Raw genomic sequence first — 14,652 nt, forward strand, 5'->3', positions numbered from 1 at the left:
TTCCCCATAGCGGGAAAATGAACGGCCTTGTTAACGAGCCTATTTTGAAAATAACATCAGTATAGCGATTAAGCCTAAAACAAACGACGTATATTGCATCGGAATGAAAAATAAGGTATGAGGCGTCCCCATTTTGAATTGCTGATTCGTTTGCGGATCCACGAGCACCCGTCCGGCGCTTTTATTCAATGCTTTGCCGCTGAACCAGATGCCCACTGCTGCTGCAATCAAGGTAAGCGTGTATGGCCACCCATGCAGGATGCCTTTGGAAGATCCATAAATCGCACTTTCAATCATCATGCCAATGACGAAACCTGCCATCGCCATCAACACCGCCAAAATTCCCCAACCTTTCCAAATTACCAACGTCTTGTTCCCCCTCTATCTATCATATTTTTGCAATGATAAAGGTTCGACAACATCCAACATTTCCCTGTCATCCATTTCTAAAATTTCAACAAAGAATTTTTAATGAATTCTTTAGAATTCATGCGCTAACATGGCCCTCTGCTTCCTGCGTACGAACATTTCCCGGATTATGCTATAATGGTCAATATCAACTTACTGGAGGCATTCTGGCATGAAAATATACGTCATTCTCTCCTTCGACGGCGAGACCATGGAAAATGTGTATGTCGGTCCTGACGAGGAAAAAGCGCTGTCGCTTAAGCCGGCTGAGTTCGATAACTGTGAAGCTCTTTTCGTCGAGATCTGGGAAGACGGAGAGAAAACCGATGATTACCGGTTAGAATAAAGAAAACACGAGAGCTGCATAGCTACAATTGAAAGGCGGAGACCTGATGGAACATACTTTTACCGTCCAGCCCCTAACCTATAACACCTTCGAAGACGAAACCGAACAGCTGGACCAATGCAAAGATTGGGGCTTGCTTTCAGAGAAAGCGGCCAAAACGAAAGCCTTCTTCTACAAAGGAAATGGCATGAACATGCCTTGCCGCATCGTAGGCTTCGTTGATAAAATGACGGCTGTCATCGCCTTCGACAACGAACAGCTGCACTGCATTCACCCCTCTTACCTGAAAGAAATGCAGGCTGCTAACTACAGTCAAAGGCTGACAGCAACGGCTGAGGACGCTGTTTCCGCTGAAGCTGCCGAGGGTGCGGTTCAGCAAGAAGAAATCTCCGCTGTAACTGATCTAGCTGCGGACGAAGTGCCTGCTGAAGTGAACAACGTTCAGCAAGATAAAGCGGACAAGCCCCCTTCTGCCAAAAGCAAAGCCAAAAAAGAAAAAGCTCCCAAGCTGGAGCTTCCTGAAGACAAGGTGAAAATGATCGCAACCGTCAAAGAATTTACAACGGTACCGAACAATTTCTCAGATACGGAAGATGAAGTCGTGATCTACGAAGCCGTCTCCATCTTGGAGCCCGCGCTCATTGTCGATACCGCGTGGTCCAGCCACAGCAACACACTGAAAAAGTTGGAGCTTGCCATCGGCGACACCCTCACCTTCGAGTGCAAAATCGTCGCCAAAAAGCTGTCCAAACATCCCGTGCCTTACAAAATCAACAACCCGGCTAAAATGCAAAAAGTAACTGCCGAATAAAAACAAGGCATGCCTTATGCTATACTCTAAGCCAGCGTAAGCCTATGTATGGCCTTCATCATAACCTTCAATCTCACGTTACCGTGGCATTGGAGGTTATTTGGCTTCCTGTTTGACTGGCGATAAGAGTGCCTCTATGCAAAAGAGATCACTCCAGCCATGACTCTGCCTGATGGTTATACTGCCTGCGTAATCTCTAGAGCTTGCGCGCAGGTTTCATGTATAATAAATATGCTCCTATTAAGGCCCAAGGGAAGTGCCTCTTATGACATATATTCAAAATCTGGGTTTAAACGAAATGCCGCTTTATTTTACGCATCGCCGGCAAACGATCGGCAGTGCTCAATACCAAGGTACGTTTCATGCCCATCAGGGCGTTGAAATTCTGTTCATCCATGAAGGACAAGGGACATTGATCGTCGATCAGAAGAGCTACGAAGTTACCGCTGGCATGTTATGTATTTTCCAACCTTTCCAGCTTCACCATATTCAAATGAACGCCGAGCAGCCTTTTATTCGTTCCATTGTGCATTACGAGCCTTCGCTTTACGAGCCCTATTTCGACAAATGGCCTAGCTTGCTCGCTTTCTTCAAGCATATCTATACGAACAAACTGCCCGCGCCCTGCCTCTATGCGATAGGCGAGCCCGAGCCGTTGTTATCTTTGTTTCCAAGTTTGGAGGAAAAGCTGCCTGACTTGCCCAGGAAAGATTATCTGGAGGAGTTTTCCTTATTTCTAATTGCTTTTTTCCGCGCATTCAGAACGATCTGGGAACGCAGCGAAATCAAGCGAAGCGTCGCCGGTCCGACACGCATTAAGCATCAAGCTGAGCGCATACTCAGCTGGTTGGAGGGACATTACACGGAGCCGCTGCGCCTGGAAGTTATGGCTAGCGAGCTTCATTTATCCCCCCACCACTTGTCCCATTTATTCAAAGAATGCACAGGCGGCAGCATTTCTGACTATGTGGCGGCACGCCGCATCCAGCAAGCTGTTATGCTGCTGAACGCAACGGACCTGTCCATTGCCCAGATCGGTGAAACCATCGGTTTAAGCAACACTTCTTATTTCTGCAAAATGTTTAAAAACCACATGGGCAGCACGCCCCATCAATTTCGCAATCAACGTCAAAAGTAAGCTTGACGGGAGAATACCCAGATTATCCTTGTGTTAGATGAATCGCATCGCGCTGCGCAATTAAACATAATTCCGCTGCCTTGAACGTATGCTCCTGCGTCATAGCAAGCTCTGTGCGATTCAGACAATCAAGAATCAGTTGGCCGAAATAAGGGAAACCAACTTGCCCTTTGACTGCAAAATGCTGCTCCCCATCTTTATTGACCAGATACACATGATCACCCGTCTGATCTCTGGCAATGTCTACATATTTGCGAAGCTCAATGTAACCTTCTGTTCCTAGAATGGTCAAACGCCCATCCCCCCATGTGCTGAGCCCGTCCGGCGTCATCCAATCTACACGGAAGTACCCCGTCGCTCCATTGTCTCCGATTAAGGTTGCATCGCCGAAATCTTCAAACGTAGGATGCTGCGGATAGTTATAATTCGCGACCTTACTATGAACAACCTTGGCGTCCTTGGCCCCTGTAAAAAACAGAAACTGCTCGATTTGATGACTTCCGATATCACACAAAATACCGCCAAACTGCTCCCGATTGAAAAACCAATCCGGTCGACTGGATAAGCTAATCCGGTGGGGTCCAAGACCAATGACTTGGAGGACTCGGCCAATCGCCCCTTGTTCAATCAATTGACCCGCGTAGATCGAGCTTTCAACATGCAACCGCTCGCTGTAGTACACAGCAAACTTCTGGCCTGTTTCCGCAACCTTGGCACGAGCCGCTTCCAGCTGCTCTAGTGTGGTGAACGGCGCTTTATCCGTGAAATAGTCTTTCCCGCTGGACATAACCTTTAATCCAAGCGGACCTCGATCGGATGGAATAGCAGCACTGGCTACAAGTTTGACATCCGTATCCTGCAGAATTTCATCCAAGGATGCGGCAGCACGCACTCCCGGATACGTGCTCACGAACTTGTCTACCTTGGCCGGATCAGGATCATAGACCCATTTTAATTCACCGCCGGCTTCTTTCAAGCCATTGCACATTCCATAAATATGCCCATGATCCAAGGCTGCTGCCGCGAAAATAAATTCTCCAGGCTGACACACTGACTTGAAGGTACCGATGGGCGCATAATTCATTCCGTCACTTTTTTGCATAATCGTTAATCCCCTATTCTATGTTATTATTTATAGTTGCTTCCTGTTGAGATGGAACTGTTTGCTGCGAAATTTTCTATCGACGTTTGCTTCTCGTAGAAATGAGTGGCATTTAATTGCACACCTTCACGTGTATAAAAAGCATCCTCCGGTCCAATCGGAAGTTTCACAAGCTGTCCGGTACTGGCCGATTTGTAAATAGCCGTAATGAATTCAAGCGTCTTCCGACCGCTATAGCCGTCTATTAATAACGCTGCACCGCTTTCAATCGCTGTCAGCACATTGTCAATTTGACCCGCATGTCCCTCGTATGCCACGTCAGGCAATGCCTCATAATAAGCCTGCAATTCAGCTTCGAGTTCAGGATTTGCTGCTGGGAACCCATTGGTCAACGCGCTGGAAGCTTTAACTTTCCAAGGCGTGGAGACACGGGCATGCGCTCCTTGGAATATCAACTGCTGCTCTTCGCCGTGATGCACGACCGAGCTTGTCAGCTGGCCCAGCGAGCCGTCTGGATAGCGCAGCATCGCGATGGAAATATCCTCGACCTCCGCATTATCATGCGCAACATTGCTCATGAATGCCTGCACTTCGCACGGGCTGCCCATCATCCAAAGCAATGCGTCGATATGATGCACCGCGTGATTCAGCGTAGGTCCGCCGCCTTCCTTTTCCCAAGTGCCACGCCACCACAGATCGTAATACGAATGGCCTCGCCACCAGAAGGAATCCACTTGAACATGCAAAACCTTGCCCATCAGACCGCTTTCGAGGACCGATTTCATTTTCATCATCGGCGTCTTGAACCGGTTCTGCGCGACTACTGATACTAATTTACCTGTCCGCTTGGCTGCCTCATTCATGAGATCGCATTCTTCCAGGGAGGATGCCATCGGTTTCTCCACGATAACGTGTGACCCCGCTTCAAGAAACTCTACAGTCAGGGAAGCATGTGTATAAGGAGGCGTACATATCGAAACGAGATCAATTCCATCGACAAGCAAGGTCTTATAATCCTTAACTGCCTTCGCGTTCAGCTTGTATTGCTCGATGCGCGCTTGCGCTTTATCCTCATAGATATCGCTTATCGCAACAATCGTACAGCGCTCGGGAAATTGCAAATAGGCTTCAATATGTGCGGCGGCAATCGCTCCGGAACCAACTATGGCTACTTTGAGCATCTCTTCATCCCCCTTTGGCTTCTTGGTACCAGTGTATCAAGAATACGGTTTCAAAAGTGACGTGACTTTGTGTAAAAATGCCACTATTTTGCGGTTTTCCTCTCAACGTCAGCCTTCAGACTAGGATGCAAATTGGACTGCGCATTCCCAAAGACAAGGACGCTCATACCTGAAACGGAACTGGAGTACGCTATTTAGCTCCATCTGGTTCAAATAGATGCACAAGAGGAACTAGGGTACGCTATTTTACTGATTCTGCCTGCAAATAGGCAGTTTACATAGAAATAGCGGATTCCAGTTCCTCTTCACTCCAATTTCGCTTATTATTTGCCAATTAGCGGAACCCAGTTCCCTTTTCACCATATTTTCGCATGGCAAACAACCCCCGAATCCACGTTTCACGGAGTACGCGCCAGCGGCGCTGCTCCATAGACGGGTTTCAGGGGTCTAGTTTTAGCTTATATCTCGTGTTCGCTCATGCGGCAAACAGCTCAGCCTGTCGCCTGCACGAGTGACGGCCGATTCTCCCATACCGTGCTGGGCACCTCACGGCGCAGCACCGGCATCACTTCGGTCGCAAACCGTTCGACCTGCTCGCGCTGCTCTGCTTCGGTTAACCCGTCAACACTGATGCTCAGCACCTGATGTCCATATGCGGCTTGGTAGTTCAGAATCTTCTCGATCACTTGCTCCGAGCTGCCAACGAGTACAGGACCATTCTGAATATTGTCCTCCAAATCCTTGAAGGGCGAGTTATTATGCTGAGCAGAAGCGGTTGCCCGGAAGGCATCGTAATAAGGGCGGTAACGCTTGATAGCTTCCTCCGAGGTATTCGCCAAATATAAGCTTCCGAAGCCTGAGCCCACGACGGCTTTGGCCGGATCATGCCCATAATGAGCTAAACGCTCGCGATAATGATCAATAAGCGCTTTATACTTCGCCTGTGGATGAAACGTATTCGAGGAGAAAATAGGCTCGCCATATTTCGCCGCAAGCTCTGTAGAAAGCTGGCTCGACGCGCTGCCATGCCAAATGGGAATCGGCTTCTGAAAAGGCCTTGGCTGAGTCGTCACGCCATTAAGCGGGGTGCGATATCGTCCTTCCCAAGTGACATTTTCCTCTTCCCATAGCCTTTTGAGCAGCGCATAACGCTCGGCGAGCGAGTCCCACTGCTCCTCCTCGGTAATTCCAAATAGCGGATAGTGGCGAGGATCATTCCCTTTCCCGATGATGAGCTCCAACCGGCCGTCGGATAGATGATCCAGTGTCGCATAATCCTCCGCGACCCTGACGGGGTCAAGCACACTGAGCACGGTTACCGTCGTCAACAGCCGAATTGTTGAGGTTCTCGCAGCAATCGCTGTCAAAACAACAGCTGGCGAGGAAGACAGGAATGGCTCTCCGTGCCGCTCCCCTACGCCATAGGCTTCAAATCCCAGCTCCTCGGCAAGCTCAGCCTGCTTGAGTACATTTTCGAATTTCTGACGTGTTGTCAGTGTTTCACCAGTTAAGGCATTAGGGAGATTCATCATAAGACTGAATAAAGCGAATTTCATTATCGGTTATCTCCCTTCAGCGTTGCAAATCCTTTTGGTAAGCCAGCACTAAGTCCCAATTCCCGCTATAAATAGGCACGCGATAGTAGCCCACTCGTTCATAGAGCGCAGCAGCTTCCGGTTGTTTGGGTCCCGTTTGCAGCTTGATGCTGGTATAGCCGTACTCAAGTGCAAGCCGTTCCGCTTCGGCCAAAATAGCTTGAGCTACGCCCTTACGGCGAAAATCGGGACGCGTGTACATGCGTTTGACCTCAACCGTCGTTTCGTTGATCGGACGCAAAGCACCGCAGCCTACCGGGTGCCCCTCCGACCGCGCAACGATGAAAGCCGAACGAGGCACCTCCACATCGGAAGCTTGGAAGCCAGCGGTCCCGTCAGAATCATAGAGCCGTCCCAATTCTTCGCTTAGCTCGCGTATTAATTGCTCAGATTCACTTGCTCGGATATCTTCTTTGGCAGCCGTTATGATAGAAATCATCGGTTACATTCACCTCTTTTATAATTAGGAAACAGCTTTATTGATGTAAGCAAAATAAGCATCTGCGAAGCTCTGCACCCCGCGAACAATCTGATCTTCGCTCACATAACTGAAACAGAGCCTAGCGTACTGAAAGCCCTCCGGATTGACATAGAAGCTCTTGCCATCCACGAAGCTCACGCCTCGATTGGCCGCATCCTCCAAGAAGTCGCTTGTATTCACTTCATCCGCGAAACGAAGCCAGATATAGAAACCTCCCTCTGGAAGATGAAATGTGACATGCTCGCCGAAGCTATTCTTCACCGCATTGGCCATAACGTCCCTTTGCTGACGGTAATGGTCGATCAAGCTGTCCACATGCTCCTGAAAAGCAAAACCGTCCAATAGCTTCGCGACGATTTCCTGCGTAAATACACCGATGCTGCCGCCTAGATTCAGCAGCTTTATTTTGGCAATCACATTGGAGTCTGCAAAGATCCAACCGAGACGAAGCCCAGGCGCAATGATCTTGGAAAACGTATTGAGGTAAATGACTCTCTCCGGAAATAACGTGTAAAGCGGTGGGTACCGGTTGCCTGTAAAATTCAGTTCGGAGTAAGCGTCGTCTTCCAAAATAAAAAAATTATAAATTTCCGCAAGCTGCACAAGTCGCTTTCTACGTTCAACAGATAACGTGACACCGCCAGGATTATGATAGGTTGGCATCGTGTATAGAAACTTGGGCAGCGGTTTGCCATTCTGCTTGGCATTCAGCAAGGCATGCTCAATCAAATCTACACGAACGCCTTCTTCATCAATCGGAAAAGACGTGATTTCCGCCTCAGCCGTTCGAAAAGCTTGCAGCGCGCTGAAGAAAGAAGGAGACTCCACCCAGACGTGATCCCCGGGCTCAACAAGAATTCTCGTCGCCAAATCGATGCCCTGCGTTGAGCCATAGGTCACCAAAATTTGATCAAGCTCTACATGGATGCCATGCACTTGGGAGCGTGCCTGAATCCACTTCAGAATTTGCCCAGGACCAACAGAGCCTGAATATTGCAAGGCCTTCCTCCCATGCAGCGTGACCGCCTCTGCGGCCGATTGGGAAAGCTGTTCGATGGGGAATAAATGCGGCGCAGCGAAGCCAAAGGATAAATGTACATGATCCTGCTTCGTGACCGTCGTGCTGCCAATGGATGGGGTTGCCGGTATCCGTTTGGCAAAAGAAAAGGAGTCTACTGTTTGCGACATCGTTCGTTCGTTCCTCCACCTGTTTGTATTTAGGGTCTAACGTAGTTGGGATTCCACGCCAGCCACCATTTTTCCAATAATTTCGCGGCACTGTCCGATAATTTACCAAGCAAAGCATAGATCAGAATACTTAACACAATGACATCCATTTGGAAAAATTCCCGTGCATTCATCGCCATGTAGCCTAGCCCTGATTTGGCAGCAACCGTTTCTGCAACAATAAGCGTAAGCCACATAATCCCCAAGGCGTATCGAAGTCCAACCAAGATGGAAGGCAGCGCCCCCGGCAAAATGATGTGCCAATACAAAGCGAGGCGATTGAGGCCATACACTTTGCCCATTTCAATAAGACCCACATCGATCGAACGAATCCCATGGAACGTATTGAGGTATACGGGAAAGAAGACACCCAAGGACACCAGCACAAGCTTCGCCGGTTCATCAATCCCAAACCAGATAATGACCAGCGGAATTAAGGAAAGATGCGGAATGGTGCGAACCATCTGAATCGATGAATCCGCCAGCTTCTCCGCGACACGAGAAAAACCGTTCAACAAGCCCAGCAGGAACCCAATGCTTCCACCTATAAGCAGCCCGCTAAGCGCCCTTTTCGAGCTAATGGCTATGTGGGTCAGCAATTCCCCTGATTTCAGCATGGCCGCAAAAATACTTAGAACCTTCAAAGGCTGTGGCAATACATTCGCGCCAATAATCCCCGTCGTCGTCAGAACATGCCAGGCCAGAACTAATAGAATAGGGATAATCCAAGGAGCGACGACATAGAAACGTTCTCTTCCCTTTGACTCTTTCACTTCTGCTCACCTACCTTTCGCTGCTTGGCTTTTCCTACGGCGTTGTGGTTATTTTTTTCAATTCTTCTTCAAAAGCTCTGCTCCAAGTTGCACTGACATCAATTTTGCTCTTTAACAGCCCAACGCTAGTGAGCGCATCGGCGACATCCTGCTCCGACGCAATCGCTTTGTCGAAATTGGAGGATATCTTAGAGGGGCGCTGAATCTCTCCCTTTTTGAGAGTGTCCAATGCCTGCTCCACGGGCTGCTTCGTATTGGCTGCCGTAATTTCTGCCCATTTTTGCTGATTGTTGCGTGTCCATGCATAAAATTTATTCAACCTGCCTAAAAAATCTACAATAGCGGCATGCTTGGCGGGATCGTTAATGGCATCGGGGGTAGCCTCATACAAGAAATTCCCCGACAGAATATCCTTGGCGCTTGCCAGCTCCGCAGCTCCATTCTGGTGCGCGGAGATAATGGCATTCCCATAGCTGGCCAACGCATCTACTTTGCCGCTGATCAAAGCGCTAAGCCCATCGGAGGTTGAGAGCGGAACGGCTTCAATATCAGACCAGGACAGACCGGCATTTTGCAGGATTTTGACTAAAAAGTAGTGGGCTGTTGTCGCATTAACGTAAGCGACTTTCTTTCCCTTCAGCTCGGCGACGCTTTTGATCGGAGAACCTTTGGGAATCACGATTTCTTGGTTGAGCGTCGTTGATTCAAAGGAAGCGATCACTTTGAAATTGCCGCCGTTCGCTGCTTGGGAAGCAAAAATAGGCGGGATTTCACTTGTTGAACCCAAATCCAGGTTGTTGGCAGCCATCGCTTCCAATTGCAGATTCCCGCCCTGGAAGACGCTGAATTGCAGCTTATACGGGGTATCTGTAAGACCAGCTTCCTTAAAGCCAATCTCCAAGCTATTCCACCCTGTTTGACCGACTCGCAAGTTTACTTTGCTTAGATCAACCGCAGGCGCTGCCGCAGTAGACTTCGCAGCGGCTGAAGGTGAAGCAGCAGGGGGACTTGACGTTTTGGCATCTCCAGATGAGGTGGCTTGATTGGCACAGCCTGCCGCCAAAGCAGCTATAAATAATGAAATCATGGCTAAACTAACTCTCTTTTTGGCTATCGACATGTGTGGTTAACTCCCCTTTTATGTATAAATTATTTAAAGGTTCACATAGGCAGACTTGATAATTCGCTGCCCCCACCTATCCGCTGATAGAATGGCTTGCGCGAGGCTTGCTTCATTCACGGCAAAAGATAAACCTTGAATCGCTTCCTTGCGGAGCTGGACGCCTTTCGCAATTGCGATGGCAATTGGCTCGGAATCCTCCACTATGCCTAGTTCTTTCAGCGTAAGCGGCAATCCCAATTGATGGAGCAGAGCAGCAAGCTCTTGAATTTCAGCCTCTCCTCGTCCCTCCAAAACAACCTGTGCGAGTAATCCGAAAGCGACCTTCTCGCCATGGAGCGTCCCGCTCGTTTCCGGGATAAACGTCAAGCTATTGTGAATCGCATGGGCAATCCCGGCTCTGGGCGTTGATCCTTGCGTACTTCCCGCTAAGCCTGCCAGCACAATGACGGCGTCAACTGCCTCCTTGAAAGCGGGCGTTACTACCCCAGTGCCTGCAGCTTCGTAGGCTTGCAGCGCATGCGTCTTCAGCCGTTCGAGCGCAAGTTTGGCCGTCTGCGTGGCTATGCGAATATCCAAGCCTTCGGGCTCCTCATTGTGATTGACCACCGTTTCATACCATTTCACCAGGGTATCTCCAATGCCAGAAGCCAGATAGCGCTTGGGAGCAGCAGCCAAAATACGAAGATCTGCCAACACGATGGCCGGTGAGCGTTTCAAAAGCAAATACGAAGAAGAGCGGCCTAACTCATCGTACAGTACCGATAGTGCAGCCCATGAAGCGCAAGTTGCCGCAATCGTTGGAACGGCCACTACTGGAACTTCTAACCTTTCCCCGACAGCTTTGGAGAGATCCAAGGCTTTGCCGCCGCCGATGCCAATAATGACATCAACTTGCTTTTCCGCCGCGATATTAGAGTAGGTCTGAATCTCTGTTGTTGTCACCTTCCCGCTAAATACCGCGATGGAATAGATGATTTCCGACGCCTGCAGACTTGTGAGAAAAGACGAAGTCTGAATGGCCTCCAACGAATTTCTGCCCGCAATAATGAGCGCTTTCCGACCTAGTGGAGCAATGAGCACTCCGCTTTTTGATAAAATGTCCGACTCATTCCAATAACGCTCCGGTGCTTTAAACGAAATCATACTTCATATCTCCTTTCACACGGTTGGTTTATCCTCATAATTCACATCGTTTATATCGGATTTATTTCCATACTGTACCATCTGACCCTCTCCTCGTCTAATTGATGTTTCCTATTCTTTAATAGAATTGTTCTATTCACTACAGGGGCATGACAAATAACCGTTGATTGGGACCCTACCGATCGCAAAAAACCTGCGGATGTGCAGGAATTTTCGGACGAATTGGGCTAAAAAGTGGAAATTCCTGCAATTGTGCATGTATTTCCAGCTTTTCCAGCCCCAAATCCAGAATCAACCGCAGAAACATGCACAATTGCAGGAATTTCGTGATTGAGGCTATTAGCGGAGCAAAAAAGATGCACAATTGCAGGTTTGTGAGATATAACCGTGGCTAGAGGTGGAAGGAGTCCATGAGAAGCCCTCTATCGAGGCCATTCAAAGAAGAGCAACCACGCGTAGAGGCAGGCTTGTTCGCCAAACAGCCGGTTTCGGAAACCGTATGGTGCGCAAAAAGAGCTGCCCTCAAGTAGGTTTGTCTACTTAAGGGGCAGCCCCTTCCATGATTTGATTTAAGTAAGCGAATCTTCCCTGCTTTTTAACCAAAGGATATCCACACAATAAGCGAGCATGATTCCCAAAGCATATCTGATCAAATCAACTTTAAGAAATCCTTTCCCCAGAACGAGGGAACCCACGACAGTCTGCCTGAGGTCAACAAGCCACTCTGCTTGATACATCTGACTAAATTCAATGGCATAGCTGAAAATCAAACTCAACGCAGCAGCCCAAATAAGGCTCTTCTTCACGAACAGGCATCGAAACCCAAAGTAGACCATACTCGCCCAGAGCATATCACCTGCATGGCTGGCAATGAAACTAGGTAATGCCTGCGAGAACTTTCTAGAGCTTAAGCCCAAGCCTATCGTTATGAGAACAAGGGCCACATACCAAAGACGTTTCTTCAGACGAAACGGGTCATCCGAATCGTTATTTCTCATCACGAACACGTCTTAATTTCCGAAATACTTGATAAAAGGAACGCTTGCCTTTCATAATTCCAACTAATTGCGCACCTGCAAGAATTAATAAAGCGACCAATAATAACAGCATCACAAGCGTAATCGCTGAATTGGATGCTTTGGTCAGTATAATGGCGCAAATGCCCAAAAAGGCTGAAACCGCATATAGCGTATACACCGTGCGGCGACGGCTAACGCCAAGATCAGTCAATCGGTGATGGACATGGCCGCGATCTGCCTCATACAGAGGGCGGCCTTGCAATCCGCGCCTTACCATAGCAAGCAGCGTATCCAGAATAGGAACACCCAGTATAAGCAAAGGGATAATAAATGAAACGAATACAGCCTGCTTGAACCCCAGTATGGATAAGACAGCTAGTACAAATCCAAGAAATGCAGAGCCGGACTCGCCCATAAAAATTGAAGCAGGCTCAGAATTAAACAAATAAAATCCAGCCAAGCTCCCTAGCAGCGTCAAGCTGATAATCAAAACAGGAATGTTGCCGGTTATAGCAGCGATGATGCCAAGAGAGAGACAAGAAATACCGGCAATCCCTGTGGCAAGACCATCCAATCCATCGATCCAATTCAAGGCATTAATTAATCCTACAATCCAAAAAATGGTCAGCAGAATAGAGAACCAGCCTGGGAAATAAATGTCGTAAGCAAATGGAATATGAATTTGGTCAATCGTGAATCCCGAGAACGCTACGATCGAGGCAGCAATCAACTGCCCTAGCATTTTCCATTTGGCCGATAACGTGTAGACATCATCAAGCACCCCCACCAGCTCAATGACACAAGCAGCGATGAGCAGCGCCCAGAATCCGGGAAGCGCAGGCACTAATTTCGAGTAAAATATAGCGATTGCCGACATAAATGAAAGGAATATCGCCAGCCCTCCCAACCGAGGCATAACGCTGTCGTGCATGGTCCGGTGGTTGGGAACAGCTACAGCCCCTATGGCAACCGACAGCCGCCTAATCCATGGCATGATGAGCACCAAAATAACACCGGAAGTAAGTACAGCCGCTAACGAAGAAACTAACAAATTTGATCAACCCCTTATCAATCGTTATGTGTTTAACCTCAATTCCATTCGTCATGTAAATCGAGGTTTTACGCATTCCTAATGTTTCTGCTTTCTTCTTTGTTCCAGTTCCTTCTTCAAAGCATTTTCAACGGATTCAGCCAGCATATCGAATTTCTCCGCAACGGAATAGGAAAGAATGACGCCGCAATGGGTGCAGCGGTGCAATTGAAGCTCCGTCATTTTCGAACAAGTTTTACATCTAATCAATGTTATCCAGCCACCTTTACAACCCTATGTAATAGAAACGTCAGCAGCACACCGGAAACCGATATTCCCCGTGGAGCTGTCCGGTGTATTTTTGCTGCGGGCTGCCACACGATACCTGTTGCAGTAAGAACGATGGCAGAGGTAGGAGCCGCCACGCATCGAGCGCGCTTCTCCTTTCGGCGGACCGGAAGGGTTGTCTCGCTTGCCTTTGGCATGATAGGTTGGGCTGAACCAGTCAGAACACCATTCCCACACATTGCCCGATACATTATATAAGCCGAAGCCATTTGGCTCGAATGCCCGTACAGGCGCAGTTCCGGCATAGCCGTCACTTTTATTATTTTTATCTGGGAACTTCCCCTGCCAAATATTACACATATGCTTGCCGCCCGGCTTCAGCTCGTCTCCCCACGGATAGCGCTTTTTGGTCAAGCCGCCGCGAGCAGCGAATTCCCACTCTGCTTCTGTCGGCAGCCGTTTCCCGGCCCACTTGCAATACGCCATGGCATCGTTCCAAGATACGTGAATTACGGGATGATCCATTCGCTCTGCAAGATCGGAATCGGGACCTTCCGGATGCTGCCAATCCGCACCTTCCACGACCCACCACCAAGGTGTTTGCTGGACGGTCGTTTTCACATTTCGAGCTGTTGCTTCGGATACGAACAAATGAAAAACAAAAGACCAACCGAAGGCTTCCGCCTCCGTTTTATACCCCGTTTGATCTATGAACTGCTTGAACTCCGCATTCGTTACCGCGCAGGGATCTATATAGAAAGGCTTAAGCGTAACTTCACGGATCGGCCCTTCACCATCCGAAGGGAAGCCTTCCTGATCATCTGTCCCCATCAGAAAGGTACCGCCATTTAGCAAAACCATGTTTTCCCTGTTTGATGCCGGGGCATCGTTCCTTGGCTCGATCTGAGCATCGGGAGAGTCGGATTGCTGCGCCTGCGCGGTTGAATTGCGGCTTGCTGAGCAGCAGGCTGACATATTTGTTTCCAT

Annotated in this window: 16 protein-coding genes; 3 read left to right on the forward strand and 13 right to left on the reverse strand. The window is 48.8% G+C overall.

Translation table 11 applies throughout. The annotated features are described in order from the left end of the window. Positions 1-39 precede the first annotated feature (39 nt). On the reverse strand, positions 40-366 hold the full coding sequence (locus BC351_RS09990) for a hypothetical protein (RefSeq protein WP_079411342.1): 327 nt from the start codon (positions 364-366) through the stop codon (positions 40-42). Between the two features lie 214 nt (positions 367-580). On the opposite strand from BC351_RS09990, the gene BC351_RS42705 reads away from it, so the two are divergent. The 3 genes from BC351_RS42705 (at position 581) to BC351_RS10000 (ending at position 2,703) form a co-directional block, all read left to right on the forward strand. Then, positions 581-754, forward strand: coding sequence for a hypothetical protein (locus BC351_RS42705; RefSeq protein ID WP_167388012.1), 174 nt, complete (start codon positions 581-583; stop codon positions 752-754). Between the two features lie 46 nt (positions 755-800). Then, entirely contained in the window at positions 801-1,565 is a 765-nt protein-coding gene (locus BC351_RS09995; protein ID WP_079411344.1) for a hypothetical protein, read from the forward strand. Between the two features lie 265 nt (positions 1,566-1,830). Continuing rightward, positions 1,831-2,703: a helix-turn-helix transcriptional regulator gene (locus BC351_RS10000; RefSeq protein WP_079411346.1), complete on the forward strand. Its 873-nt coding sequence runs from the start codon at positions 1,831-1,833 to the stop codon at positions 2,701-2,703. 22 nt (positions 2,704-2,725) lie between these two features. Here BC351_RS10000 and BC351_RS10005 read toward each other — a convergent pair whose 3' ends face one another. The 12 genes from BC351_RS10005 to BC351_RS10055 form a co-directional block, all read right to left on the reverse strand. Beyond that, the gene (locus BC351_RS10005) at positions 2,726-3,805 is read right to left on the reverse strand and encodes a Gfo/Idh/MocA family protein (RefSeq protein ID WP_079411348.1); all 1,080 of its coding nucleotides are present in this window, start codon (positions 3,803-3,805) and stop codon (positions 2,726-2,728) included. Positions 3,806-3,831: 26 nt separating this feature from the next. Continuing rightward, positions 3,832-4,986 (reverse strand): Gfo/Idh/MocA family protein, encoded by a 1,155-nt coding sequence (locus BC351_RS10010; RefSeq protein ID WP_079411350.1) that lies wholly within the window; start codon positions 4,984-4,986, stop codon positions 3,832-3,834. A gap of 491 nt (positions 4,987-5,477) precedes the next feature. Next, positions 5,478-6,542: an LLM class flavin-dependent oxidoreductase gene (locus tag BC351_RS10015; RefSeq protein ID WP_079411352.1), complete on the reverse strand. Its 1,065-nt coding sequence runs from the start codon at positions 6,540-6,542 to the stop codon at positions 5,478-5,480. Between the two features lie 16 nt (positions 6,543-6,558). Continuing rightward, positions 6,559-7,020 (reverse strand): GNAT family N-acetyltransferase, encoded by a 462-nt coding sequence (locus tag BC351_RS10020; protein ID WP_079411354.1) that lies wholly within the window; start codon positions 7,018-7,020, stop codon positions 6,559-6,561. A 24-nt stretch (positions 7,021-7,044) separates the two neighbouring features. Further along, positions 7,045-8,250, reverse strand: a complete 1,206-nt coding sequence (locus BC351_RS10025; RefSeq protein ID WP_079411356.1) for an aminotransferase-like domain-containing protein — start codon at positions 8,248-8,250, stop codon at positions 7,045-7,047. Between the two features lie 29 nt (positions 8,251-8,279). Beyond that, complete coding sequence (locus BC351_RS10030; protein ID WP_079411358.1) at positions 8,280-9,062, reverse strand: ABC transporter permease subunit; 783 nt, start codon at positions 9,060-9,062, stop codon at positions 8,280-8,282. 34 nt (positions 9,063-9,096) lie between these two features. After that, the gene (locus BC351_RS10035) at positions 9,097-10,182 is read right to left on the reverse strand and encodes an ABC transporter substrate-binding protein (RefSeq protein ID WP_144028336.1); all 1,086 of its coding nucleotides are present in this window, start codon (positions 10,180-10,182) and stop codon (positions 9,097-9,099) included. 33 nt (positions 10,183-10,215) lie between these two features. Next, positions 10,216-11,328 (reverse strand): iron-containing alcohol dehydrogenase family protein, encoded by a 1,113-nt coding sequence (locus BC351_RS10040; RefSeq protein WP_079411360.1) that lies wholly within the window; start codon positions 11,326-11,328, stop codon positions 10,216-10,218. A 569-nt stretch (positions 11,329-11,897) separates the two neighbouring features. Then, positions 11,898-12,326 carry a ribosomal maturation YjgA family protein gene (locus BC351_RS10045; RefSeq protein WP_079411363.1) on the reverse strand — a complete coding sequence of 143 codons (429 nt, stop codon included), beginning with the start codon at positions 12,324-12,326 and terminating at the stop codon, positions 11,898-11,900. After that, entirely contained in the window at positions 12,316-13,398 is a 1,083-nt protein-coding gene (locus BC351_RS10050) for an MraY family glycosyltransferase (protein WP_079411366.1), read from the reverse strand. The genes BC351_RS10045 and BC351_RS10050 overlap by 11 nt, the downstream gene beginning before the upstream one ends. Before the next feature lie 78 nt (positions 13,399-13,476). Continuing rightward, positions 13,477-13,647: a hypothetical protein gene (locus BC351_RS42160; protein ID WP_158082043.1), complete on the reverse strand. Its 171-nt coding sequence runs from the start codon at positions 13,645-13,647 to the stop codon at positions 13,477-13,479. A gap of 24 nt (positions 13,648-13,671) precedes the next feature. After that, positions 13,672-14,652 (reverse strand): formylglycine-generating enzyme family protein, encoded by a 981-nt coding sequence (locus BC351_RS10055; RefSeq protein ID WP_079411368.1) that lies wholly within the window; start codon positions 14,650-14,652, stop codon positions 13,672-13,674.

Origin of the sequence: Paenibacillus ferrarius (assembly GCF_002027705.1) — a bacterium.
GTDB classification, from domain to species: Bacteria; Bacillota; Bacilli; order Paenibacillales; family NBRC-103111; genus Paenibacillus_E; species Paenibacillus_E ferrarius.